The 22,768-nt window shown below is 72.5% G+C and carries 23 protein-coding genes and 2 pseudogenes; 12 read left to right on the top strand and 13 right to left on the bottom strand.

Going from position 1 to position 22,768, the window contains the following annotated elements; translation table 11 throughout:
• Window positions 1-11: 11 nt before the first annotated feature.
• Both HHX40_RS23610 and HHX40_RS23615 read right to left on the bottom strand, forming a co-directional pair.
• Window positions 12-1,004 carry an alpha/beta hydrolase family protein gene (locus tag HHX40_RS23610; RefSeq protein ID WP_182882369.1) on the bottom strand — a complete coding sequence of 331 codons (993 nt, stop codon included), beginning with the start codon at window positions 1,002-1,004 and terminating at the stop codon, window positions 12-14.
• A 47-nt stretch (window positions 1,005-1,051) separates the two neighbouring features.
• Window positions 1,052-1,408, bottom strand: a complete 357-nt coding sequence (locus tag HHX40_RS23615; protein WP_182882370.1) for a hypothetical protein — start codon at window positions 1,406-1,408, stop codon at window positions 1,052-1,054.
• Window positions 1,409-1,493: 85 nt separating this feature from the next.
• Here HHX40_RS23615 and HHX40_RS23620 point away from each other — a divergent pair, with 85 nt between their 5' ends.
• The 4 genes and pseudogenes from HHX40_RS23620 to HHX40_RS38300 form a co-directional block, all read left to right on the top strand.
• Window positions 1,494-2,027 carry a helix-turn-helix domain-containing protein gene (locus tag HHX40_RS23620; protein ID WP_182882371.1) on the top strand — a complete coding sequence of 178 codons (534 nt, stop codon included), beginning with the start codon at window positions 1,494-1,496 and terminating at the stop codon, window positions 2,025-2,027.
• A 170-nt stretch (window positions 2,028-2,197) separates the two neighbouring features.
• Window positions 2,198-2,536 (top strand): YciI family protein, encoded by a 339-nt coding sequence (locus HHX40_RS23625; protein WP_111701188.1) that lies wholly within the window; start codon window positions 2,198-2,200, stop codon window positions 2,534-2,536.
• A 146-nt stretch (window positions 2,537-2,682) separates the two neighbouring features.
• A pseudogene (locus tag HHX40_RS38295) lies at window positions 2,683-3,864 on the top strand (RNA polymerase sigma factor); the annotation flags it as partial.
• 168 nt (window positions 3,865-4,032) lie between these two features.
• Window positions 4,033-4,866 (top strand): annotated as a pseudogene (locus HHX40_RS38300) (tyrosine-type recombinase/integrase); the annotation flags it as partial.
• A gap of 30 nt (window positions 4,867-4,896) precedes the next feature.
• Here the strand turns inward: HHX40_RS38300 and HHX40_RS23635 are convergent.
• The 3 genes from HHX40_RS23635 to HHX40_RS23645 all read right to left on the bottom strand — a co-directional run bounded on the left by HHX40_RS23635 (window position 4,897) and on the right by HHX40_RS23645 (window position 9,301).
• Window positions 4,897-7,098, bottom strand: coding sequence for a discoidin domain-containing protein (locus tag HHX40_RS23635; RefSeq protein WP_182882372.1), 2,202 nt, complete (start codon window positions 7,096-7,098; stop codon window positions 4,897-4,899).
• 152 nt (window positions 7,099-7,250) lie between these two features.
• Window positions 7,251-8,435: an ROK family protein gene (locus HHX40_RS23640; RefSeq protein WP_138461521.1), complete on the bottom strand. Its 1,185-nt coding sequence runs from the start codon at window positions 8,433-8,435 to the stop codon at window positions 7,251-7,253.
• Window positions 8,436-8,665: 230 nt separating this feature from the next.
• Window positions 8,666-9,301 carry a disulfide bond formation protein DsbA gene (locus HHX40_RS23645; RefSeq protein WP_111701184.1) on the bottom strand — a complete coding sequence of 212 codons (636 nt, stop codon included), beginning with the start codon at window positions 9,299-9,301 and terminating at the stop codon, window positions 8,666-8,668.
• A 209-nt stretch (window positions 9,302-9,510) separates the two neighbouring features.
• On the opposite strand from HHX40_RS23645, the gene HHX40_RS23650 reads away from it, so the two are divergent.
• Window positions 9,511-10,299, top strand: a complete 789-nt coding sequence (locus HHX40_RS23650) for an isocitrate lyase/PEP mutase family protein (protein WP_182882373.1) — start codon at window positions 9,511-9,513, stop codon at window positions 10,297-10,299.
• Between the two features lie 19 nt (window positions 10,300-10,318).
• Here the strand turns inward: HHX40_RS23650 and HHX40_RS23655 are convergent, their stop codons facing one another.
• On the bottom strand, window positions 10,319-10,762 hold the full coding sequence (locus tag HHX40_RS23655) for a TIGR03668 family PPOX class F420-dependent oxidoreductase (protein WP_182882567.1): 444 nt from the start codon (window positions 10,760-10,762) through the stop codon (window positions 10,319-10,321).
• A gap of 76 nt (window positions 10,763-10,838) precedes the next feature.
• Here HHX40_RS23655 and HHX40_RS23660 point away from each other — a divergent pair, with 76 nt between their 5' ends.
• Window positions 10,839-11,243 (top strand): ClpX C4-type zinc finger protein, encoded by a 405-nt coding sequence (locus HHX40_RS23660; protein WP_165900714.1) that lies wholly within the window; start codon window positions 10,839-10,841, stop codon window positions 11,241-11,243.
• 92 nt (window positions 11,244-11,335) lie between these two features.
• Here HHX40_RS23660 and kynU read toward each other — a convergent pair whose 3' ends face one another.
• Window positions 11,336-12,580, bottom strand: coding sequence for a kynureninase (gene kynU, locus HHX40_RS23665; RefSeq protein ID WP_111701180.1), 1,245 nt, complete (start codon window positions 12,578-12,580; stop codon window positions 11,336-11,338).
• 271 nt (window positions 12,581-12,851) lie between these two features.
• Here kynU and HHX40_RS23670 point away from each other — a divergent pair, with 271 nt between their 5' ends.
• Window positions 12,852-13,589, top strand: coding sequence for a GntR family transcriptional regulator (locus HHX40_RS23670; protein ID WP_310738245.1), 738 nt, complete (start codon window positions 12,852-12,854; stop codon window positions 13,587-13,589).
• 127 nt (window positions 13,590-13,716) lie between these two features.
• A complete protein-coding gene (locus HHX40_RS23675) occupies window positions 13,717-13,935 on the top strand; it encodes a hypothetical protein (protein ID WP_111701178.1) in 219 nt (72 codons plus the stop codon).
• A 69-nt stretch (window positions 13,936-14,004) separates the two neighbouring features.
• Here HHX40_RS23675 and HHX40_RS23680 read toward each other — a convergent pair whose 3' ends face one another.
• Complete coding sequence (locus tag HHX40_RS23680) at window positions 14,005-15,120, bottom strand: hypothetical protein (RefSeq protein ID WP_182882374.1); 1,116 nt, start codon at window positions 15,118-15,120, stop codon at window positions 14,005-14,007.
• Between the two features lie 157 nt (window positions 15,121-15,277).
• Here HHX40_RS23680 and HHX40_RS23685 point away from each other — a divergent pair, with 157 nt between their 5' ends.
• Window positions 15,278-15,808: a gamma carbonic anhydrase family protein gene (locus tag HHX40_RS23685; protein ID WP_182882375.1), complete on the top strand. Its 531-nt coding sequence runs from the start codon at window positions 15,278-15,280 to the stop codon at window positions 15,806-15,808.
• Here HHX40_RS23685 and HHX40_RS23690 read toward each other — a convergent pair.
• Together HHX40_RS23690 and HHX40_RS23695 are read right to left on the bottom strand one after the other, a co-directional pair.
• Window positions 15,714-16,691 (bottom strand): endonuclease/exonuclease/phosphatase family protein, encoded by a 978-nt coding sequence (locus tag HHX40_RS23690; RefSeq protein WP_182882376.1) that lies wholly within the window; start codon window positions 16,689-16,691, stop codon window positions 15,714-15,716. The genes HHX40_RS23685 and HHX40_RS23690 overlap by 95 nt on opposite strands.
• 25 nt (window positions 16,692-16,716) lie before the next feature.
• Window positions 16,717-17,889: a mannosyltransferase family protein gene (locus HHX40_RS23695; RefSeq protein WP_182882377.1), complete on the bottom strand. Its 1,173-nt coding sequence runs from the start codon at window positions 17,887-17,889 to the stop codon at window positions 16,717-16,719.
• Between the two features lie 256 nt (window positions 17,890-18,145).
• On the opposite strand from HHX40_RS23695, the gene HHX40_RS23700 reads away from it, so the two are divergent.
• Together HHX40_RS23700 and HHX40_RS23705 are read left to right on the top strand one after the other, a co-directional pair.
• A complete protein-coding gene (locus HHX40_RS23700) occupies window positions 18,146-19,588 on the top strand; it encodes a hypothetical protein (protein ID WP_182882378.1) in 1,443 nt (480 codons plus the stop codon).
• 175 nt (window positions 19,589-19,763) lie between these two features.
• On the top strand, window positions 19,764-19,925 hold the full coding sequence (locus HHX40_RS23705; RefSeq protein ID WP_165900712.1) for a hypothetical protein: 162 nt from the start codon (window positions 19,764-19,766) through the stop codon (window positions 19,923-19,925).
• A 106-nt stretch (window positions 19,926-20,031) separates the two neighbouring features.
• Here HHX40_RS23705 and HHX40_RS23710 read toward each other — a convergent pair whose 3' ends face one another.
• The gene (locus tag HHX40_RS23710; protein WP_111701172.1) at window positions 20,032-20,313 is read right to left on the bottom strand and encodes a metal-sensitive transcriptional regulator; all 282 of its coding nucleotides are present in this window, start codon (window positions 20,311-20,313) and stop codon (window positions 20,032-20,034) included.
• 175 nt (window positions 20,314-20,488) lie between these two features.
• Here HHX40_RS23710 and HHX40_RS23715 point away from each other — a divergent pair, with 175 nt between their 5' ends.
• Window positions 20,489-20,872 (top strand): anti-sigma factor antagonist, encoded by a 384-nt coding sequence (locus HHX40_RS23715; RefSeq protein ID WP_182882379.1) that lies wholly within the window; start codon window positions 20,489-20,491, stop codon window positions 20,870-20,872.
• A 17-nt stretch (window positions 20,873-20,889) separates the two neighbouring features.
• Here the strand turns inward: HHX40_RS23715 and HHX40_RS23720 are convergent, their stop codons facing one another.
• Together HHX40_RS23720 and HHX40_RS23725 are read right to left on the bottom strand one after the other, a co-directional pair.
• The gene (locus HHX40_RS23720) at window positions 20,890-21,966 is read right to left on the bottom strand and encodes a glycosyltransferase (protein ID WP_182875122.1); all 1,077 of its coding nucleotides are present in this window, start codon (window positions 21,964-21,966) and stop codon (window positions 20,890-20,892) included.
• Entirely contained in the window at window positions 21,963-22,757 is a 795-nt protein-coding gene (locus HHX40_RS23725; RefSeq protein WP_111701169.1) for a hypothetical protein, read from the bottom strand. The genes HHX40_RS23720 and HHX40_RS23725 overlap by 4 nt, the downstream gene beginning before the upstream one ends.
• Between the last annotated feature and the right edge of the window lie 11 nt (window positions 22,758-22,768).

Here is a 22,768-nt window from a genome sequence, read left to right on the forward strand (position 1 = left end):
GGCGTGCGAGGTCAGGAGCGGGCGTCCGGGGAGAGTCGTTCGGTGAGCCATCCCGTCACGATGGCCTTCACCTGCGCGTCGACCGGCTCCCGCGCCTCACGGCGGTAGGCGCGCAGCGACGGCGGACCGGGCTGCCTGCGCAGGATGTGATCGAGGTCGGGGATCACGTGGGTCTCCACCGGTCCCGGGACCGAATCGGCGACCCGGGCCAGGTCGGCGGGGTCCACCTGGAGGTCCTTCTCCCCGGTGACGGCCAGGACCGGAGCGTGGATCCCGCCGAGGTCGGCGACGGGGTCGTGATCGAGGAACTCCCGGGTCCAGCGCGCGTTGATCCGCACCCCGCCGATCCGGGCGACGTCCGTGGTCGTACGGCGGATCCGCTCGTGGTTCTTCAGCACCTTCGTGACCAGATCGGTGCGGGTCAGCCGCAGCAGCCACCGGACGGCCGCCGGCATCGAGGGCGCCAGGCGCTCCGCCTGCCACCGCAGTGTCTCCGCACCCGGCTTCGCGGACGGGGACAGCAACACCACCGCCGCCACGACCGGCCGGGCGCCGGGCCCGTCGCCCGACCCGGCCCCGGATCCGCTGCCGGGCTCGCGGGGCGGCTCGACGGTCGCGGCCAGGTTCGCCGCGATCAGGGCGCCCTCGCTGTGCCCGGTCACCGCGACCCGGGAAGGATCGATCTCAGGGCGCGAGCGCAGCGCGGCGAGCGCCGCGGCGGCGTCGGTCATGCCCTCCAGGAAACCGGTCGCGAGGAACTCGCCCGTGCTGGCGCCGACTCCCCGCTTGTCGTAGCGGTACGTCGCGATCCCGGCGGCGGCCAGCGCCTCGGCCAGTTCGCGGGTCACCTTCAGCGGAAGCCGCCGGTGGTCGGAGTCGCGGTCGACCGGCCCGGAGCCCGGCAGGAGCAGGGCGGCCGGGAAGGGGCCGTCCCCCTCGGGCAGCGTCAGCGTGCCCGCGAACCGGTGGCCCGCCGAGTCGAAGGTGAGATCGATGTCGTGCATGTCCTGACCGCGTCTTTCCGTGTCTCGGGTGCGGCTCTCGGAGGTCCTCACGCTTCGGACGGCGTGGGGGCCAGCGCGGCGACCACGGCCCGGGGGTCGTCCACGCCGAGCAGCAGCGAGTCGTACCTCTGCCCCTCCAGGTGGATGCGCACCGCCGCCTGACCGCCGCGCACGTCCACGAACTCCCTGGTGCCGGACCGGTGCCAGGTGCCGAGCTTACGCGCGCCCGGGATGGCGAGACCCGTGCGCAGTCCGCGGGGGGCCCGCAGCGGGCTGCCCTCGACGACCTCGACGGACCGGACCGCCGAGCGGGGCACGCGGAGGTCGCCGCGCAACGCGCCGGCCTTCTCCGCGGCGCTCAGGCGGACGGCTACGGCGTCGGCGGTGATGGTCACGGTGCTCATGGGGCGGCTCCTTCGTCGCTTCTGTCGGGTACGAGTCCATTGTTATCAACTATGAGAATGATGTCAATCGTGAGAACATAGGGCCATGGCCACAGCGGAACTGCTCCTCCACCCCGTCCGGCTGCGCATCGTCCAGGCCCTTCTGGGCGACCGGACCCTGACGACGGGAGAGCTGCGATCGGAACTGCCCGATGTGCCCACGGCCACGCTGTATCGGCAGGTCGCGGCGCTCGTGGAGGGCGAGATCATCGAGATCGTGGCGGAGCGCAAGGTCAGGGGCACGTTCGAGCGGTCCTACCGGCTGCGTGCGGCGAACGCGATCGTGACCGCGGAGGACGCGGCCGGGCTCGGTGCGGACGACCACCGGCAGGCGTTCATGACGTTCGTCGCGTCGCTGCTCGCCGACTTCGACCGGTATCTCGACCACGGCGACATCGATCTCGGCCGGGACGGGGTGGGCTACCGGCAGACGGCGATGTATCTGAGCGACGAGGAGTTCCGGGAGTTCCTCGGGGAACTGGCCGCGGTCCTGCGTCCCCGGCTGGCCAACCGGCCCGCCCCCGGGCGCGTCCGCAGGCTCCTCTCCACCGTCGTCATGCCCGCCCGGCCCCCCGCGTGATCGCGTACATGCGCATTCCCTGTCACATCGATGGAAGAAGGCCTGGTCAGAGGGATGATGATGGTGGTGTCGAATTCGCCCGCGTCCGCGCGACGTGTAGGTGAAGCAGGGCGGACCGGCGATCGGCCCGCACAGTGAACGTCGCACAGTGAACGCAAGGAGACACCACGATGCGGTTCCTCATGACCACCAAGGGCACCTCCCCCGCTCCCGACGAGGCGATGCTGGCCGAGATGGGCGCCTTCATCGAGGAGATGACCAGGTCCGGCGTGCTGCTGGCCACGGGCGGGCTCGAGCCGGGCGGCGTACGGATGACCTCCCGAGGGGGCGAGGTAACCGTGACCGACGGGCCGTTCGCCGAGTCGAAGGAGGCCATCGTCAGCTTCGCGCTGGTCGAGGCCCGGTCCCGTGAGGAGGCGATCGAGCTGGCCCGCCGCTTCTGGAAGATCGTCGGTGACGGCGAGGGCGCCGTCCAGCAGGTGTTCGGCCCGGAGGACGCGCCCCGCTGACGCCGGGCCCGGGTTGCGCGGTGAGCGGCGCGGATGCTCTGATCGATCGGGTGACGTCCCGCGACGCCCCCCTGCGCGACCAAGGCGCTCTGATCGACGCGGTGTGGAAGCTCGAGTCCGCGAGGATCGTCGCCGGTCTCGTACGGATGGTCGGCGACGTCGGCCTGGCCGAGGAACTGGCGCAGGAGGCGGTCCTCGCCGCGCTGGAACAGTGGCCGGAGTCGGGCGCCCCGGACAACCCGGGCGCCTGGCTCATGGCCGTGGCGAAGCGACGTGCCGTCGACCACCTGCGCGGGGAGGACCGGCACGACCGCGGGCAGGAGCGGCTCGCCCACGATCTCGCCACCCGTCCCGACGGCGATGCCCGTGAGATGGACGACGTGCTGGGCGCGGTCGACGGAGAGGTGGGCGACGACGTCCTCCGGCTGATGTTCGTCTCCTGCCATCCTGTGCTGCCGGCCGAGTCGCGGGTGGCGCTCACCCTGCGGCTCGTCGGCGGCCTGCGCACCGACGAGATCGCCCGCGCCTTCCTCGTCACCGAGGCCGCCGTGGCCCAGCGGATCGTCCGGGCCAAACGCGCGCTCGCCGACGCGGGGGTGCCCTTCGAGGTGCCGTCGGGGCCGGATCGGACGGCCCGGCTGGCGTCGGTGCTGGAGGTCGTCTACCTCGTGTTCAACGAGGGATACTCGGCCACGGCCGGCGACGACCTGACGCGGCCGTCCCTCTGCCTGGAGGCCCTGCGTCTCGGCCGCCTCCTTGCCGGGCTCGTGCCCGGCGAGGCCGAGGCGCACGGCCTGGTCGCGTTGATGGAACTCCAGCAGTCACGCTCGGCCGCGCGCACCGGGCCGTCCGGAGAACCCGTCGTGCTGCACGAGCAGAACCGGGGACGCTGGGACCGGCTGCTCATCCGGCGCGGCTTCGCCGCGTTGCTGCGGGCGCGGCAGGCCGGCGGACCGCTCGGCCCGTACGTGCTGCAGGCGGCCATCGCGGCCTGCCACGCGGGAGCGGCCACGCCGGAGGAGACGGACTGGCCGCGGATCGCCGCCCTCTACGACGCGCTGGTCCAGGTGCTGCCCACACCGGTCGTCCAGCTCAACCGCGCGGTCGCGCTGGCCATGGCGCACGGGCCGGGCGCCGGTCTCGCGCTGGCCGACACGCTGACCGGCGAACCGGCCCTGGCGAGATACCACCTCCTGCCCGCCGTACGCGGCGACCTGCTGGCCCGGCTCGGCCGGCGCGACGAGGCCCGCGCGGAGTTCGAGCGCGCGGCGTCCCTCACCCGCAACGCCCCGGAACGCGAGGTTCTGCTCCGCCGCGCCGCGAACTGCGCCGGGGACGCTGAGGACGCCGCAGCCGGCGTGCTCGGCGAGGGTGTCGTGCGCAGCGGAGGCGCCGGGGAGGCCGGAGCCGGCGCCGGCGTGCTCGGCGGAGGTGTCGGAGGCGTCGTGCTCGGTGCGGCCGTGCGGGCCTTCCTCGCCCGCCCCGGCCTGACGGCCGGCACCCTGCGGTCGTACGACCAGACGCTCTCACGGCTGTGCCTGCGCCTCGGCGCGGACCTTCCGCTGGCGGACGTGACCCCCCAGCGGGTGGCCGCGGTCTTCACGGCGGAGTGGGGCACTGCGGCGGGCGCGACCTGGAACCGGCACCGAGCCGCGCTGCGGTCGTTCGCGGCCTGGGCCGTCGGGCAGGGACGGACGTCCGCTGACCTGGCCGCTGACCTGGCCGCTGATCTGGCCGCCGCGCTCGACCGGCGGCCCGAGCCCCGGGGGCGCGTCCGTCCCATCGCCCGGTCGCACCTGGAGGACCTGTGGGCGCGGCCGGACGTCGCACCGCGCGAGCGCGCCCTGTGGATGCTGCTCTACGAGAGCGCGACCCCGGCGGATTGGGCGCTCTCGCTCGACGTGCAGGACCTCGACCTGCGCGGCATGAGCGCCGTGGTGCGCGGCAGGCGGCATCGGATCCGCTGGGAGGCGGGAACGGCCGCGCTGCTGCCCCTGCTGGTGCGGGACCGCCGCCGCGGCCCGCTCTTCCTCACCGACCGGCAGCCGGGCCCGGGCCGCGTACCGGCGGCGGCCGACCTGTGCCCGCACACCGGCCGGAGCCGCCTGTCGTACGAGCGGGCGGAGCACCTGTTCAAGCGGGCCACCGGAGATCTCGACCCCGAGGGCGAGGGGTACACGCTGCACCGCCTGCGGCACTCGCGCCTGGCCCACCTCGCGGAGGACGGCTGGACGGCGCCGATGCTGATGTCCCTGTCCGGTCACGCCGGCGCGCGCACCCTGCGCGAGTTCGTCCGGGCCGGGCAGCCGGCGGACGGCGGGAGGTCGTGAGCCCCCCGCCGCGTCCCGCTCGGCCGGTGATCAGGGGTAGCTGACCACGTTGACCGGCACGGTGGCCGTGCCCTGGGCCGCGCCGCCCGTGTTATTGATCACGTGGGCGATCGTCCCGACGCCGCCCAGCGACACGGTGAGCAGGTCGTGGAACTTCACGGTGGACCGGGTCGGGGCCTCGAAGCCGCGCTCGGCCACGACCGAGGGATCGGTGCTGAAGTTGCAGTAGCTGCCCATGCCCCAGGCCTCGTGGGTGGTCACCGAGTCGGCCACCTTGTAGGCGGCGTAGCCACGGGTCGAACCGTTCATCCAGGACGCCTGGTTCGGCGGGTCGTACGGCAGTTCGTTCTGGAAGAAGATGGTCCGGCCGCCCTGGCCGTTCCAGATCACCTCGTACTTCTTGTAGTGCTCGACGAACAGGCCGTACGCCGTGACGTTGTCTCCGTTGACGATCAACCCGGTGTCGGCCGGGTTGGTGTTCCAGCCCACGCCCGCGCCGTGGTCGGCCCGCCACGCCCAGATGTGGTCGATGATCGTGTTGTCGCTGTTCACGACGAGGCTGGTCGTGGCCGAGCCGGGGCCCGCGCCGCCGATGCGGAAGAACACGTCCTGAATCGAGATGGGGTTGCCCGCGTGACTCGCCGTGGCGCCGTCGGGCCCGACCCGCAGCAGCACCGGCGAGTTGACCGTGCCGGCGTCGAACAGCAGCCCGGCGAGCTTCACGCCGTCGACGTCCGCGACGTTCATCGCGACGACGCCGCCGTCCGGGATCAGGGTCGCGTAGCCGAGCCCGAGCACCACCGTGTCCGGCCGGGTCACGTTGAGCATCTGGCTGAGGTGGTAGACGCCGGGCGTGAACAGCAGGTTGAGGCCCTGGGCCAGCGCCTGGTTGAGCGTGGCCGCGCCGTCGGACGGCTTGGCGACGTAGAACTGCGTGAGCGGGATCGACGTGCCGGGGGTCGCGCCGTTCGCCCAGCTCGCGCCGCTGGAGTTGGTGCGCAGGGACGGGACGAACACCCGGTAGGCGCCGCCCTGGTCGACGTACAGGTAGGGCTTCTCGCGCGTGACGGGGCTCTGCGCCAGGGTGGTGTACGGCGGGTTCGGGAAGCTCTGCGCGGGAGCGCCGACGACGCCGGAGAACACCATGTTCCAGACCCCGTTGGTCCAGCCGCCGATGCTGCTGTCACGGGTGAACCACTGCTGCTGGGAGTACGGCCCGACCGTCCCGTCGATCTTGCTGTCGGCGATGTAGCCGCCGCTGGCCCAGCCGTACCCGTTGGGCGCGAGGTTCAGCCCGCCGCGGACGTGGATCCGCCGGAACGGCGCGGCCTGGGCCACCGCCCAGCGGTCGGTGCCGTTCACCGGCACGACGGCGAGGTTCTCGGCCGAGCGCCAGAAGTTCTGGGTGGCGTTGCCGTTGAACCAGCCCGCGTCGACGGTGATGTCCCCGTTGATCGTGACGTTGTCGGGCGACTGGCCGAGACCGGAGATGGAGGTGTAGAAGCCGATCTGGGCGTTGAGGCCGCTGTAGGTGCCGGGCTTGAACAGCAAGGCGTACCGCTGGCTGCCGAACTGGTTCGACTCCTGCTGCCTGAAGATCGTGTCGAGCGTGCTCTGGATGCTCGCGGCGGACATCGACGGGTCGAAGACCCGCACGTTCGGCCCGAGGTCACCGCCCCCGGGAAGGGTGCCGCCGTCGGTGACGACGTTGACCCCGAACTCCCAGAGCGAGTAGCCGTACTGGGTGGCGCGGGTGAGGCCGTACATCCGCACGTAGCGGCCGGTGGCCGCGAGGTCGAGCGTCTGCGTGCCGGCCGCGCCGGTCACGGTCGCGGTGGCGTCCGTCCAGGTCGAGCCGTCGGCCGAGACCTGGATCTTGAACGTCTGGGCGCGGGCGGTCTCCCAGTTCAGGGCCACCCGGCAGATCTGCCGGGAGTCGCCGAGGTCGACCTGGATCCACTGGGGGTCGCTGAACGCGCTCGACCAGCGGGTGCCCGTGGCGCCGTCGAAGGCGGCCGAGGCCGGCGTGCCCGCGTTCTCCGTCGAGGAGGCCGAGGACGGCCGGCCCTGGGCCGCGTTCGCCGTGCCGCACACGGCCGCCGCGGCGCCGTAGGAGGCGGGGAGGACACCGGTCACCGCGGCGAACGTGGACAGCGCGGCGAGACCGGCGGTGACGAGACCGGCGCGCCGGCGCCGGATGCGCGGCCGAAGGCGGGAGGAGGAGGGAGGCATGCGGTCTCCTTGGGGAGCCCCCCGGCGGGGGACCTGGGGGATGGAGAGGTTCGGCGGCCTGAGCGTCCGTCCGCGCGCGGCTTATGTCAAGACTTATTTCACAGCTAGAAATATCCGCCGTTGCTCCATCAGCGGTCACTCTCCACAGGGAGTCAGCCCGCGGCGGTGATCCTGGCCACCTGGGGCGCGTTGAGGAACTCCTCCAGCACGAGCGTGGCGGCGCCCAGCGCGACGGCGTCAGGGCCGAGACGGCCCAGGACGATCGACGTCGCGGCGTACGGCTCGGCCAGCGAGTTGGCGGCCGTGGCGCGGCGGATGCCGGGCAGCAGGCGCTCGCCGAGGCGGGCGCCGACCCAGCCGCCGATCACGATCTTCTCGGGGTTGATCAGGTTGACCAGGTTGGCCAGGCCCACGCCGAGATAGGAGACGGTCTCCTGGATGACCGGGGACTCCGAGGCGAGCAGGCGGTCGAGGTCCTCCTCCCAGTCGCCCTGGGAGGCGACACCCGCCCGGTCGAGGATCGCCTCGATCCCGACGTACGCCTCAAGGCACCCGCGCCCGCCGCAGCGGCAGGGCCGGCCGTCGGCCACGATCTTGGTGTGGCCCCACTCCCCCGCGCTGCTGCTCACCCCTCTGAAGGTGGTGCCGTCGGCCACGATCGTCGCGCCCACGCCCACCCCGAGCAGCACGATCACCGCTTCGGAGGCCCCCCGGCCGGAGCCGAACCACAGCTCGGCCTGGCCCAGCGTCTTGGCGCCGTTGTCCACGTACAGCGGGAGCGAGGTGCCGCGGCGCAGCAGCGCACCGAGGGGTACGCCGTCCCAGCCGAAGGTCTTGGCGTGGATGACCCCGTCGGGACCCGGCTCCACGATGCCGGGGACGCCCACGCCGATTCCGAGCACCTGCTCGGGGGAGACGCCCGCGTCGGAGAGCACGACCTCGACCCCCGACAGGATGTGCCGGGCGACCAGTTCGGGGTCGTGCCGGGCCGGCCGCAGCACGTAGTCGACCTTGGCCCGCTCGGTCATCTCCAGGTCGAACAGCCCGACCCTGACGTGCGTCTCGGCCATGTCGACGCCCACGGCGAAGCCGTACTCGGGGTTGACCCGCAGCAGGACCCGGGGACGGCCGCCGTCGGACTCCACCTGTCCCGCCTCGACCACGATGTTCTCGGCCAGGAGGCCGGCGGTCATCGTGCTGACCGTCGCGGCGCTCAGACCCGTGCGCGCGGTGAGGTCGTTGCGGCTGGTCGGCCCGGAGAAGTAGAGCGTGTGCAGCAGCACGGCCCGGTTGCCTCTGCGGATGTCCCGCACCGTCCTGCGCTCGGGCCTCGCCATGACCGACCTCCCCGTCGTCAGGGGTCATCTTAGTTCAGGAGCGAAAACAAGCGGCCGCGCCCTCTTACGCCCTTCACTGTCGCAGCCGCCGGTTGCCCCGCCGTTACGACGGCGTGTCGCCAATCGCCTTCCTTCACGGCCTGAACGAAGAAGACCGAAACGGCTCCCGGCGGCCCGCCGGGAGCCGCCGTGGAACCGTCCGGAGCCCGTTGCCGAGCCTGGGGGCCGGGTCAGTCGAACTGCGGCTTGGTGGTGCGGCTGCGCTTCAGCTCGTAGAAGTACGGGAACCGCGCCATGTCGTAGGCGCCGTCGAAGACGCGCACGGCCTCCTCGCCGCGCGGGATGCGGGTCATCACCGGGCCGAAGAACGCCACGCCGTCGATGTGGATCGTGGGCGTGCCCACCTCGTCGCCGACCGGGTCCATGCCCTCGTGGTGGCTGCGCCGCAGGGCCTCGTCGTACTCGTCGGAGCCGGCGGCCTCGGCCAGCTCGGCGGGAAGCCCGAGCTCGGCGAGCGCCTCCTTGACGACGAGCTCGTAGTCGTCGTTGCCCTGGTTGTGGATGCGGGTGCCCAACGCGGTGTAGAGGTCGCGCAGCACGCCCTCGCCGTGCCGCTCGGCGGCGGCGATGCACACCCGCACCGGGCCCCACCCGCGGCCGAGCAGCTCGCGGTAGGTCTCGGGCAGCTCGTCCCTGCCCTCGTTCAGCACGGAGAGGCTCATCACCCGGAACCGCAGGTCGATGTCCCGGTGCTTCTCGACCTCGAGGATCCACCGTGACGTGATCCACGCGAAGGGGCAGATGGGGTCGAAGTAGAAATCCACCTTGGGACGGCTGTCGGTGCCTGCCTGGCCGGTTGCACTCATGGACGGACTCCCCTGAAGAGGTTGACGGAGGATCGGGGGGCTTCGCGAGCGTATCCACAGGTGGGACGGACACGGACACGCGCCCCGACCCCTGAAACCTCCGGGCGTCCGCCCTCATTCCCGGCAGGCATTGCCGAGATCCGGCGGATCCGGCGCGGACGTCCGGGGGGCCGCCGGGAAATGTCGGCCGGGGTCTCTAAGGTGTCCTCATGGCTCACGACAGCGTGGCGACCAACCGCAAGGCGGCGGCGCTGCGGGCGCTCCACGTGCCCGGCGACCCCGTCGTACTGCCCAACGCCTGGGACGCCGCGTCGGCGCGGGCCGTCGTGGCGGCCGGGTTCCCCGCCGTCGCCACCGGCAGCGCGGCGGTCGCCGCGGCCCTGGGCTACGAGGACGGGCAGGACACCCCGGTCGACGAGATGCTCGCCGCCGTGGCCCGCATCACCCGGGTCGTGTCCGTCCCCGTCACCGCCGACGTCGAGCGCGGTTACGGCCTCGATCCGGCGCCGCTGGTCCGGCGGCTGGCCGCGGCGGGCGCCGTGGGCTGCAACCTGGAGGACTCCGACCCCGCGACCGGGTCCCTGATCGGCGCGGCCGAGCAGGCCCGGTTCCTGGCCGCCGTACGCGCGGCGGCGGCCGAGGCCGGTGTCGACCTGGTGATCAACGCTCGGGTCGACACCTTCCTCCACGGTTCCGGGTCGCCGGAGGAGAGGCTGGCCGAGGCGATCGACCGCGGCCGCCGCTACCTGGAGGCCGGCGCCGACTGCGTCTACCCGATCCTCGCGGGCGACCCCGAGGTGATCCGCGCGCTGGTGCGGGAGATCGGGGGGCCCGTCAACGTGCTCTTCCGGCCGGGCATGCCCGCCATCCGTGATCTCGCGGCCCTCGGCGTGGCCCGGATCAGCTTCGGGTCGGGCGTCCACAGCGCGGCCCAGGAGTTCGCGGCCCGCATGCTCGGCGCGATCGCGCGGGGCGACGACCCCTTCCCGTCCGGCTGATCTCACCCGGCGGTCCCGCTCACCCGGTGTACGACCAGCCCGACCAGCGGTCGATCTCGACGAGGATCGCGGGCCCGGCCGGAGGACGTTCGCGATACTGGGCATACTTCGCGGCGAGCCACGCCGCCGCCTGGTCGCGTTCGGGTCCGTCCTCGACGACGCGAGCCCGCCCGTCGGCCCGCACCCACCACAGCCGCTCCCAGTCCTCCTCGTAGTGGTCGGCGAGCAGGCAGACGCGGGGCTCGTCACGGATGTCGCGCAGGCGCCGCAGGTCCGTGGTGCTCTTCGGCTTGTGGTCCACGGCCGTCACCACCAGGTCCCGGGAACCGGTCGCCCCGGGGTCGTGCCCGCCGTCGTATGCCAACGTCACCGGGACGAGGCGCGGCGCCCCCTCCGCCCCGGCGGTCGCGAGGCGGGCCACCCTTGCCGCCGCGAACAACTCGCGGGCCCGGCTCTCGGGCATCCTCACCCGTCCAGGCTACGGCGTCGCTCCGCCGGCGCGGTTGATCGTCTCCAGGAGGCGGCTTATGGTGTGCGCCATGGAGGCATCTGAGTTACTCGAGCGGGCCCGCTCGCGCGCAACCGACCCCGAAGATCCCCTGGAAGTGCTGTCCGCCGCGATCGTGCTGTGCGGCGAACCGGGCGGCGAGGCCGACGCCCTGCTCGACCTCGCCGTACGCCGTGCCCGGGAGGCCGGCGCGTCCTGGACCGCCATCGGCGAGCGGCTGGGCTACGTCCGCCGGTCCGCGCGCAGGCGCTTCACCCCCGCCTTCGCCCACCGGCACCTGGTCAACCGCCGCAAGAAGCGCGAGGCCGCCTGCTCCTTCTGCCGGAGGCCGCCGGGGCCACGGGTCCACATGGTGCACGGCGAGGGCGGGCGCATCTGCGACAAGTGCGTGGCGCTGGCGGGCGACATCGTCGCCGGGCTGGCTCGCCGCCGCTGACGACGCCGCCCGGCGACCCCGCCTTACGCGCCGGTGCACGTACGCGTGACCACGCGAGCGCGGCCCGGCGGCCCCACCGCCGGGCTGTTCCGTCAGGTGACGGTGAGCCGCCGGGCGTAGCGCTCGTCCCGCCACCGTTCCTCGCCGAGCACCTCGGCCAGCGCGGTCGCGGCGTCGTACACGTCCACGTGGCGCAGGTACAGCGGCGCGAAGCCGAAGCGGACGAAGTCGGGCTCGCGGTAGTCGCCGATCACACCCCGGTCAGCGAGCGCCCGCACCACCGGATAGCCGTGGGGATGGCGGTAGCTGACCTGGCTGCCCCGCCGCTCCGGGTCGCGGGGAGTGGCCAGGGCGAGCCCGAGCCCCGGGGCGACCAGATCGTCGAGCAGGTCGATGAACAGCGAGGTGAGGGCCAGGCTCTTGGCCCTCACCTCCGACAGGTCCACCCGCTCCCAGATGTCGAGCGACGCGTTCAGCGCGGCGTACGAGAGGATCGGCGGGCTGCCGGTGGCGAATCTGCGCACGCCGGGGGCGGGACGGTAGTGTGATTCGAAGTCGAACGGCGCGGCGTGGCCGTGCCAGCCCGACAGCGGGTTGCGGACATCGTCCTGGTGGCGCGGCGCGACGTACAGGTAGGCGGGCGCGCCCGGACCGCCGTTGAGGTACTTGTAGGTGCAGCCGACCGCGAAGTCCGCCTCGCCCACCCGCACCGGCATCGCCCCGGCGCTGTGGCACAGGTCCCAGACCATCAGCGCGCCGGCCGCCTGGACCTGTTCCGTCACCGCCGCCATGTCCCGGGCCGCGCCGGTCCGGTAGTCGACCTGCGAGAGCAGCACGAGCGCGACGCCGTCGTCGAGGGCGTCCGCGAGCGACCGGCCCCGCTCCCCGATGTCACGGATCTCGTACGAGCCGAGCGCCCGGGCGGCGCCCTCCACGACGTACCGGTCGGTGGGGAAGTTGTCGAGATCGGAGACGATCACGCGGCGCTCCGGGCGCAGCGGCAGGGCGGCCGTGACCACCTTGAAGATGTTCACCGAGGTGGAGTCGCCCGCCAGCACCTCGCCGGGACCCGCGCCGATCAGGGGCGCGATCCGGTCGCCGGTGCTCTGCGGCATGTCCCACCAGCCGGCCGTGTTCCAGCTGGCCCCGAGATGCCTGCCCCACTCGGTCTCGACGGTGCGGGCCACCCGCTCCGGCGTGTGCCGGGGCAGCGCGCCGAGCGAGTTGCCCAGCAGGTAGACGACCCCGGGAGGAAGCGAGAACTCCTCCCGGAAACCTCTCAGCGGGTCCTTGGCGTCGAGATCCTGGCATTCGGCACGACTGACACCCATCGGCATCTCCTCCTTCTCCGCATTATGTCCCGAAATATCCGATCTTGTAGAGCATGTGATGACACAGCGTGGACAGCGGAGCCATACCGGAGAGGACCGTTCCACCGAATGCGGACGGCTATAAACCCCATAGATCACCACAGCGGCACTATCAGCGCAAAGTAAGCACAAGACGCACCCAAGACTCTGTGCGATCGTGGACAAGACGGGGCAAGTTCTCTGGAGACGCCAATCCCCCGTTGGTGACAGAGGGTGATCAAACGTGACGGAATCCCCGGTGCATCATGAGTCCCCGATCTATCGACGCATCGCCGGCAGGCTGCGCGATCAGATCCTGTCCGGCGCGCTCGGTGATGGGGACCGGCTACCGGGCGAAAACGCGCTCATGAACGAGTACGGCATCGCACGGGCCACGGCGCGGCAGGCGCTGGCCGTACTGATCAACGAAGGACTCGCCGTGCCGAAACGAGGATCGGGCGTATACGTGCGCCTGTTCCGTCCGATCCGCCGCCATGGGTCCCGGCGGCTCTCGCGCGAGCAGTGGGCCCAGGGCCTGGCCATCTGGGACTCCGACACCCGTGGCCGTTCGTACACGGTGGACGAGTTGCGGATCGTGCGCGAGACCGCGAGCGAGCAGGTCGCCCGCGTGCTCGGCGTCGAAGAGGTGTGGGTGCGCCGCCGCCGTTACTCGGTGGACGGCCGGCCGGTGCAGCTCGCGGCGTCCTGTTTTCCCGCCGATCTCGTGGAGGGCACGGCGGTCGTCCTGCCCGACACCGGGCCCGGAGGGGTGTACGCCCGCCTGGGTGACCTCGGCCACGCCCCGGTCCACTTCAGTGAGGAGGTGCGGGCGCGGATGCCGCTGCCCGGGGAGACCGAACTGCTGAACCTCCCGGCCGGCACGCCGGTCATCTCCGTCACCCGCGTCGCCTTCGCGGAAGGAGGGGTGGCGGTGGAGGTCAACGAGATGACGCTCGACGCGGCGTCTTATGTACTCCAGTACGACTTCGACGCATAGGTCAAGCGGACAAGTCCGCAGATAGGTTGACCTGTCCATCCCGATCATTGATTTCTCTAGAGAAGTCCCGCACCTTGAAGAAAGAGACGTCAAGAACACCGGGCCTACGGCGAGGGAAGGTGGACGGGTGTCCTTTGACCGACGCCTTGCCGAGATCGCTCGGGAGTTCCCGGAGTGGACGATCTGGCGGAGTGACGCCGGCCGGTGGTGGGCCACCCGGCACCGGCCGCTCACTTCGGCCCAGCGGGCGGCCGGATGCGCGATGACCGTCGACGCCGACGAACCCGACGGGCTGCGCGAGCAGTTGCGGGAGCAGGAGGAGTGCGACGCCGCCGCCGATCCATGAGCGCGGAAGCCCCCGACCCGATCGGGGGCGGGGGCTTCCGCTACCAAAGATCAGCGCGCGTTCCGCGGCTCACTTGCCGGCGACCGGCTCCTCGTCGGGGGTGGTGCGGCGGACCCGGCCGAGGTCGACGTCGGTGTCCTCCGGCGACGCCGCGAGGTCGTGTCCCAGCTCCGCGTGACCGGTTTCGGCGTGCCCGTGGTCGGCGTGGTCCTGCTGCTCGGCGCGTCCGGCGTCCACGACCAGGACGGCCTCCTCCTCGTCGCCCTCGGCCGCGTGGATCCCGGCCCCGGACGCGGCGGGCGGCTCCGCACCGGCCGGCGCGGCGATCTCCCGGGGCTGCGACGTGAGGTCGCCCGAGCCGAGAGCCTGGGCCTGCGGCCCGGGCGGCAGCACGGTGGCCTCGTCCACCAGCGGGCCGGCCATCGACTCGCGGTGCATCAGGTCGCCGAGCACCGAGCCGATCTCGTTGAGCCGGCGGACGACCTCCGTGTGGGTGTCGGTCAGGTAGGCCACCCGGCGGCCGGTGTGCTCGTCCAGCGCGTTCACCCGCTGCTGCGCCGCCGCCAGCATGGCCTCGGCCTGCCCGCGCGCCTCGACCAGCAGCCGCTCCGACTCCGTCCGGGCGGCCGTGAGCTGGGCCTCCGACTCGGCGCGGGCGGAGCGCAGGGTCTCCTCGGCCTCGGCGCGGGCCGTGGTCAGCGTCTCGTCGGCGTCCGCGCCCGCCTGCGCCAGCAGCCGCTCCGACGTGGCGGTGGCGTCGGCGACCCGGCGCTCGGCCTCGTCCTGGGCGGCGGACCTGATCGCGTCGGCCTGCTCACGCGCGGACGTCACCAGCCGCTCGGCCTCCGCCGCCGCGCCGTCCCGCAGCCTCCTGGCCTCCGCCTCGGAGGCCTCCTTGTTGGCCGCCGCCTCCTCCTGCGCCAGCTTGAGGATCTGGCTCAGCCGCTCGCCCAGCTCGTCGGGGTTCTGCGGCGACTCGGTCATCTTGCGCCGCGCCTCGGCCAGTTCGAGGCGGCTCTGCTCGGCCTGGTCGATCGTACGCGCGAGCCGTTCCTCCAGGTCCCGGATCTGGTTGCGGGTTCGGACCATGTAGTCGTGGACCTGCCTGCGGCTGTATCCACGCATCACGACTTCGAACGAGTCGTCGCTCATCAGGTCGGGGAAGTTGTCGGTCTGGTTCGTCATAAGAAGCCCTGGGGTCGGAGACAACGACGGTAACGCACGCCAGGACACGACTTTCCTGCTATCCGCCGCACATCGCAACCTGAACGCGGCAGCCGGACGGGGAAAAGCGCGGAGCGCCCCGTCGAGCCCGCCGGAGAGCCCATGCGATCATCGTGGCATGCCGTACATAGCCGAGCTGGACGACGACGCGACGCCGATCATCCATCCCGAGGCGTGGGTGGCCCCGGGGGCGGTGGTCGTCGGGAGGGTGCGGCTCGGACGCGGCGCGAACGTCTGGTACGGCTCGGTGCTGCGCGGCGACGACGAGCGGATCGACGTCGGTGACGAGGTCAACGTCCAGGACCTGTGCTGCCTGCACGCCGATCCCGGCGAGCCGGTGATCCTGGACGACCGGGTGAGCCTCGGCCATCGGGCGATGGTGCACGGCGCGCACGTGGAGGCGGGCGCGCTGGTGGGCATCGGCGCGGTCGTGCTCGGCGGAGCGGTCGTCGGGGCCGGGTCCCTCGTCGCGGCGGGGACCGTGGTGCCGCCCGGACGGCGGTTCCCGGCCGGCGTGCTGGTCGCGGGCGTGCCGGGGCGGGTGGTCCGCGAGCTCACCGACGACGACCGCGCCTCCTTCGCGCGGACGCCGGACAACTACCTCGCCAAGGCCCGCCGTCACGCCGCGGCCTCGGTTCGGTCCCGATGAGCGTGCCGGCCAGCGCCAGGTGGTCCGAGAGCTCGGGGTCGGTCCTGACGACCTCGGCGCCGCCCGGGCGGTAGTCGGCCTCGCTGGCGAAGATGTAGTCGATCTTCCGGCCGCCGCGGGTCGTGGGGTCGCCGCCCCGGCGTACGGACCCGCAGGCCGGGGCGTCCGCCTCGGTGTAGCCGCCGGCGCCCAGGCCCATGCCGTACACGCCGGTGAGCTGGGGGTCGCCGGGCTCGCGGTTGAAGTCACCGGTGAGGATCACCGGGGCGCCGCCGGCGTACCCCGCCACCAGCCCGGTGACCTGCCGCGGCGTCTCGGTGCCCGAGATGTGGGTCACGCAGCAGACCGAACGGCGCGGGCCGACGTCACCCCTGGCGCACAGCAGGCCGCGTGGGTGGACCGTCTCGCCGGGGGTGGCCGGAGCGTGGTCGGCGCGCAGCAGCCGCCGCAGCGGCGGGCCCTGCGTGCCGTTCTTCAGCGCCAGCGCCACGCCGAAGGTCCTGCCGTCGGGCGGGGCCGTGTGCGGGGTGAGGTCGCGCCAGAGCGTCCGGCACCGGTCCTCGCGGCCCGGCCCGCCGCCCCTGGCGTAGCCGTACCAGACGAGGTGGTATCCGGGCAGCTCACGACGCAGGAGACCGACCTGGGCGTAGCACATCTCGGTGAAGGAGGCGACGTCCACGTCTCGCGAACGGATCAGTGCGGAGACCTGTCCGGCCCAGGTCCGGCGGTGCCGCGGCGTCAGGTCGCGTACGCAGGTGCCGGCCCGGTTGCCGGCCGCGCAGACGTTGTAGGTGAGGACGTTCACCCGGTAGGTGTCGGCGGGCGCCGGAAGACCGGCCACCACAACCCCGGCAAGCGCCACTCCTGCCACAAACGCCCCCATACGGGAGGAAGCTACTTAGCGCCGATCAACCCGTCCACGCACCTGTGGTGAAATTTCCGACATTGATTGCCATGACTGGCGCGGCGACCGCCAGGTAGGCCATCATCACCCACGGCTTCCTGCTCCCTGCGACGCCCACCGTGACGTAGAGCGGCCACCACAGCAGCGAGGCGCGCCCGATCGACATGTAGAACGACGACATGGCGAGCAGCGCCACCGCCTGTGGCGCCAGATAGGCGACGTCGGCCCAGTTCCGCCGGACCAGCATCCAGAGGATCAGGACGACCAGCACGAGCCCGGCGATGATGTCCTCGCGGTACGCCGTGGTGAGGATGGGCTCGTCGATCGACCTGTTCCAGGTGTTGATGAACGCGGTCCAGGGCGCCTCGGGGTAACGCCCCCAGTACTGCGCCTCCGCCGCCTTCCAGGCCATCAGGTCGCCGGTGCGGTGCCACAGATAGAGCATGTACGCCAGCACCGGCAGGCCCGGGACGACCATCCAGGGAGCAGTCCGCCACCCGGTCGAGCGCAGGCCGTTCGCGGAGAAGAGGAACATCACCGCGAGGCCCGCGGCCAGGAAGAGACCGGAGATGCGCACCGACGCGGCGAAGGCGGCGCACAGGGCCGCCGACTCCCACCTGCCGTTGCGGGCCAGCAGCCAGGCCGGGACGGCCAGCGCGAGGAAGGGCGCCTCGGAGTATCCGGCCAGCAGGAACGTGGCGAACGGGCTGAGGAAGAAGGCCAGCACCACCCAGGTGCCGCTGCCCTCGCGGTACGACTCGCCCAGCCGGTGCAGGGCCACCGCGACGACGGCGCTCGCGACGAACGACACCAGCACGATCGCCAGGTCCCAGTTCGGGATGACCAGGTGCAGCGACCGCAGGAACATCGGCAGGCCGGGGAAGAACGCCACCAGCTTCGGCGCGTCCGGCATGCCCGGCGTGCCGTCGTAGCCGTACTGCGCGATGGCGATGAAGTTCTCGGCGTCCCAGGGCGTGAGCCGGTCGAGCATCGGCGCCTCGGTGCGTCCCGGGGCCGCGAGGACCATGTAGATGTAGGTCCCGATGTGCCAGAAGAACCAGATCAGCAGAGCCGTGGCGTCACCGGGGCGGCCCGGCCACCGCCATCCGCGGCTCTCCCGCTCCGAGCGCGGTCCCTCCGTCTGCTCACCGGTCGCGGTGCCATCCGGAACGTCCACGGGCGTCCCCTTCGCCGATTCCTCGACAACGCCCTGTTCCCGGTCGGCCCCGGCCTGCTGGATCTCAGTCACGAGCACCTATGCAATACGTCATGGACAGTCCCTGCCAAGGTAAGCATGCCGGGTTTTGTCGGCAGACGGTCAAAAAAGTCGTCGGACCCGGTCCGACCGGCCGCGGCCGGTGAAACTTTCACCGGCGGGCCCTCCGGCCACCTGCCACCGGCACGCGCCCTTACCGGCGATTTACCATGACTGGGTGTACTGGGACGGGTTCACGGCGATGGAGCAGGACGTGCGCGCCGTCGTCGGCGATCCCCGCTGGACGCTTCTTCCCCCGCTCACGCGGGCGCACACGCTCGCCCAGCGCGCGCTGCTGACCCCGGACGGATCCCGGTGGCTCTTCGGCGCGCATGCCCGCTGGTACCGGCTCGACCGGGTGGACGGCCGCTGGCACCTCTCGGCTCCCCCGCTGCACCCCGCGATCCGGTCCGACGCCCGGCCGCACCCGCCGGGCGTGGCAATCCCGCCCGCCCTGGTCCCGGCCGGGCCCGACTTCGCCTACGACCGCGGGTCCACCCAGGCGTTCGTCGGCCCGGACGTGCCGCACGAGATCACCGAACGGCTCCGGGCGCTGCTGCTCGCCCACCGGGGGCTGCGCCGGGAGGACTTCCCGCTGAGCGGCGCCTACCGGGAGATCTTCGCCCGCGACGTCGCGAGCACGGTGGCCGCCGTGTGGGGCACGATCATGTGGTGCGCGTACGCCCCGGCGTTCGACGGCAACGAGGTCATGCTCTCGATGTTCGGCGAGTTCCTGGCCCGCCCGCTGCCGGGGGACGACTGGGTGCGCTGGCTGCCCCTGGGCTCGCTCGACGCGCTCGTGGCCCTCTACGCGGAGCGGATGCGCTCCGGCGCGCAGCAGGCGGGCCTGCGACTGGCCGGGCTGATGGCCGAGACCGCCACCGTGCTGCGCGCCGACGCCCGGTTCCGCCCGCGCGCCGAGGCGCTGATCGCGATGGCCGAGCCACTGCTCGCCAGCCCCTGGCTGGACCACCACGCCCTCCCCGGCGGCGCCGTACGGCAGGCCTGGCTGGCACGCTGCCCGCCGCACCTCGTCTCCGCGACGCTCCCCGAGTGGGCGCCCGGCGAGCACTTCCGGCACACGTTGTACGACCTGGTCGAGGCGCTCGCCTACACCGCCTCGCGCGGGATGGACCCGCGGGCCGTGGCGGCCGCGCTGCTCGCCGCGGACGTCGCGGGCGTCTGCGGCGTCTCGGAGCCCGCCTGGGCCCCCGGGGCCTCCGGCACCGCGCGGGTGGTCACCGCCCTGTATCCGTGGATGGACGACGAACAGCGGCAGGCTCTCTATCTCGCGCTCGCCGATCCCGCCCACCCGCTGCGGGGGTGCTGGCCGGCGGGCGGAGTGCTGCCGGCCGCGCTGCTGCCGCCCGACCGGACGACGGCCGCCGCCCTGCTCGGGTCCGCGTACGCGGCGGGGCTGGCGTGGTGCGCGCTGACCGCCACGCCCGCGCCGCCCGAGGGCTTCGCGGTGCCCGCCGCCGTGGTCCAGTGCCTGATCCACCAGCGGGACGACCCGCGCCCGCAGGAGCCGCGGGCGGAGCACAGGGCTGACCTGGAGGAGTCCGGGGCCTGGCTGTTCGAAACGTCAAATTCGGATATTTCATCCTTACCTCCGCTTTAGCAATCCCTTCCCTCCATCACCGTCCTTTTCATCGAATCGTGATCTCGGAATCGGGGAAATGGTCACCGAGGGACACGAGGTACGGGTCGGGAATGGTCACGATGGGCCATGTCGCGGTGGAGTACCCGGACGTAACCTCGTGATGGGTGTGGGCTGCGGAAGGAAGGACGACGCGGTGGGGCACGACGATCTGGACTCCCGGGTCCACGACCGTGTCGCGTTGGACGAGATCGCGCTCTACGCCGAGGTACTGGAGGCCGTGAACATCACGGAGAACCGGCTGACCTTGGAAGAGCTCGACAACGCGCTCGGCTTGCGGACTTCGGCGAGCCACTGAAGAACTGAGAGCATGGTCCGTCCCGGGCGTCCTGATGCGCCCGGGGCGGCTTGCTCCGTCGACCCGTGCCGGCCCGCCGAGGAGCGGTTGATCCCGCCGGGTCCGTTCAGGACCGCACGAGGCGGGCGATGGCGGCCGAGGCCTCCCTGATCTTCTCGTCGGCCTCCGGACCGCCGCTCTTGACGGCGTCGGCCACACAGTGGCCGATGTGATCCTCCAGCAGGCCGAGGGCCACCGCCTGAAGGGCGCGGGTGGCCGCCGAGACCTGGGTGAGGATGTCGATGCAGTAGGCCTCTTCGTCCACCATCCGCTGCAGCCCCCGGATCTGTCCCTCGATCCGGCGCAGGCGGGTGAGGTAGGCCTGTTTGTCCCCGCTGTACCCGTGCATCCTTCAACGATACCCGGCGCGGGTATGAACCGGTGTGCTCCGCCGCGAGCGCCCAGAGCTGCACGATCGCCTGTCCGGGGCATCGTTTGTCATGTGCAATCATTGACGGACGGGTTCCGGCGGCTCCCGGATCCGCCAGGACGGGACGAGGCGAGGCGAACAGAGGCGAGCGCGAGTGGAACTGGGACGGTACGGAGAGCCCGAGACCTTCTCGATGCTCACCGTCCTCCAGGACCACGTCGTCGTCATCCACATGTACGGCGAGCTCGATCTGATCGCGGCTCCCGCCCTGCGCGCCTGCCTCGCCGAGGCGGTCGGGCTGCGCAACCCGCCCCGCATCGTGGTCGACGCGGAGGCCCTCACCTTCTGCGACTCCACCGGGCTGAGCGTCCTCATGGGGGCGCTGCCCGCCGTCCGGTCGGTCGGCGGGGACCTGGCGCTCAGCAACGCGCACGGACGCTTCGCGCGGATGCTCAGGATCACCGGCCTCGACTCGGAACTCCCGGTCCACGACTCCGTCGCCTCCGCCGCCGCCTTCCTCGCCGGCCCCGAAGCCTAGTTCGGACCCCGTGCCCGTCAGTCGCGGGAGCGGAGGCCGTACATGAGGTCCTCCCAGCGGGCGGCGACGCCGGACGCGGCGTGGCCCGAGGCGCTCTCCAGCGCGCCCGCCGCGAGGGCCATCCGGCGGCGCTCGTCGTCGACGAGGGTGAGCAGCGCGCCGGCGAGCGACTCGACGTCGTCCTCCCCCTCGGCGACCAGCACGCTGTCGAGCCCGGGGCGGAGGAACTCGGCCGGGCCGCGCGGCCCGGCGTAGCCGACGACCGGCACCCCGCAGCTCAGCGCCTCGATCACGGCCATGCCCTGGGCCTCCTGCCGGGACGGCGCCACCACGACCGACGCCTTGGCGAACTCTCCGGGCAGGTCGGGGGTCGCGCCCATGAAGTACACGTGGTTGTGCAGGGCGAGATCGCGGACGAGGGCACGCAGCCGCCGCTCCTCCGGACCTCCGCCGTACAGCCGCAGCCGCCAGTCGGGCCGTTTGTCCGCGACGATCGCGAAGGCGCGCACCAACTGGTCGTACGACTTGCCGGGCACGAGCCTGCCGCCCGCGCTGACGATCCGGTTGTCCATGCGCGACCGCGGCCAGGGCCCCTGCGGGAGGGCGTCCGGGATGACGTGAACCGACAGGTCGTCGTCGAGCAGGCGCGCCCACTCGTCCCGGCGGCCGGGGGTGGTGGTGACCACCGCGTCCAGACGGGGATAGAAGCGGCGGATCGGACCGGGAACCGAGGGCCTGTTCCACTCCCGGGCGATGCGGACGACTCCGCGCGGCGCGTGCCTGGCGGCCTGCACGCCCAGCGACGGCCGGGTGGTGACAAGGACGTCGGCGCGCAGCCCGCGCAGCGTCCGCCACAGCGCCACCTCGGTGCGCACCTGGCCCCGCGGCAGCAGGTGGTGAACGCCGGGCCGGGCGTCCACGAGCCAGCGCAGCGCCACCCGGCGGTCCACCGGGAAGAACGGCGTCTCCCTGGTGCGCCGGATGCTCACCACCTCCACCTCGTGCCGTGCGGCCAGCCCTCCCGCGAGGTTCAGGACGGCCCGCACGTCGCCGCGCATGCCGTACGCCGACGGGAGCACGAAGGCGACTCTCACACCCCCACCTCCAGGAGCAGGTCGTCGCCGGAGGTGAAGCTGGGCCTGACCGGCACGCCGTCCACGAGGGCGCGCGGATAGTGGACGCGGCGGCGCTTGCCCTCGACGTCGTCCAGGCGGGCGCTCAGCGGCAGCACGCGCTCCAGGCCGTCCACCTCCAGGTACGGCTGCCATGTGCCCTGCGAGCCGGGCGTGGCGGCCAGCACGTCGCACAGCGAGAGCGCGGCGTGGAAGCGGACGCCCTGGACGGTGGCGGAGGACCGCAGGGTCGCGGCCGGGTCGCCGTGCCGCAGCGTGAGCGTGGCCCGCCGTTGCTGGTCGTCGTCGTCGAAGCCCGTGTAGGCCAGCAGGCCCGTCACCTCGAACCGCCCCTCGCGGAACCACACCGCCCGGATGTCCGCGGCCGGCTCCGCCTGGTCTATCTTCAGCGCCAGATATCCGTTACGCGTGCGATAGGCGCGGTACGCGAGGGTGCGCCGCCCGAGCGCGTACGCGTCGAGGCGGTCGAGCGAGAAACCGGGATCGACGCTCTGGATCCGGGTGCGGGGCCCGTCCTGTTCGAGGTAGGCGTCCCAGCGGCCCGGTTCGAGATCCAGTGGCGCGAGCGAGATCGCGACGCTGGCGTCCCTCGTCTTCCTGCCAGAGGCACCCAGCGTGACGTGCCGTTCCTCGCCGGTGCCCCGCTGCCGCAGGACGAGCCGGGTGCCGTCCACGAGCGGCTGTTCTATGGCCAGCCGCAGGGAGAGGACGTCGGCCAGGGTGACCTCCGCGTCGCTGACGACAACACCCACTGTGCCGCCCC

The sequence above is a fragment of the Microbispora sp. H10949 genome (genome assembly GCF_014161435.1).
Classification (GTDB): domain Bacteria; phylum Actinomycetota; class Actinomycetes; order Streptosporangiales; family Streptosporangiaceae; genus Microbispora; species Microbispora triticiradicis.

Coding starts and splice junctions, on each gene's coding strand:
- kynU (WP_111701180.1), bottom strand. CDS start 12,580: ATGCCGATGGGTGTCAGTCGTGCCGAATGCCAGGATCTCGACGCCAAG.
- HHX40_RS23660 (WP_165900714.1), top strand. CDS start 10,839: ATGGAGGCATCTGAGTTACTCGAGCGGGCCCGCTCGCGCGCAACCGAC.
- HHX40_RS23645 (WP_111701184.1), bottom strand. CDS start 9,301: ATGAGTGCAACCGGCCAGGCAGGCACCGACAGCCGTCCCAAGGTGGAT.
- HHX40_RS23610 (WP_182882369.1), bottom strand. CDS start 1,004: ATGCACGACATCGATCTCACCTTCGACTCGGCGGGCCACCGGTTCGCG.
- HHX40_RS23680 (WP_182882374.1), bottom strand. CDS start 15,120: ATGACGAACCAGACCGACAACTTCCCCGACCTGATGAGCGACGACTCG.
- HHX40_RS23650 (WP_182882373.1), top strand. CDS start 9,511: ATGGCTCACGACAGCGTGGCGACCAACCGCAAGGCGGCGGCGCTGCGG.
- HHX40_RS23655 (WP_182882567.1), bottom strand. CDS start 10,762: ATGCCCGAGAGCCGGGCCCGCGAGTTGTTCGCGGCGGCAAGGGTGGCC.
- HHX40_RS23625 (WP_111701188.1), top strand. CDS start 2,198: ATGCGGTTCCTCATGACCACCAAGGGCACCTCCCCCGCTCCCGACGAG.
- HHX40_RS23685 (WP_182882375.1), top strand. CDS start 15,278: ATGCCGTACATAGCCGAGCTGGACGACGACGCGACGCCGATCATCCAT.
- HHX40_RS23635 (WP_182882372.1), bottom strand. CDS start 7,098: ATGCCTCCCTCCTCCTCCCGCCTTCGGCCGCGCATCCGGCGCCGGCGC.
- HHX40_RS23710 (WP_111701172.1), bottom strand. CDS start 20,313: ATGCACGGGTACAGCGGGGACAAACAGGCCTACCTCACCCGCCTGCGC.
- HHX40_RS23690 (WP_182882376.1), bottom strand. CDS start 16,691: ATGGGGGCGTTTGTGGCAGGAGTGGCGCTTGCCGGGGTTGTGGTGGCC.
- HHX40_RS23640 (WP_138461521.1), bottom strand. CDS start 8,435: ATGGCGAGGCCCGAGCGCAGGACGGTGCGGGACATCCGCAGAGGCAAC.
- HHX40_RS23620 (WP_182882371.1), top strand. CDS start 1,494: ATGGCCACAGCGGAACTGCTCCTCCACCCCGTCCGGCTGCGCATCGTC.
- HHX40_RS23615 (WP_182882370.1), bottom strand. CDS start 1,408: ATGAGCACCGTGACCATCACCGCCGACGCCGTAGCCGTCCGCCTGAGC.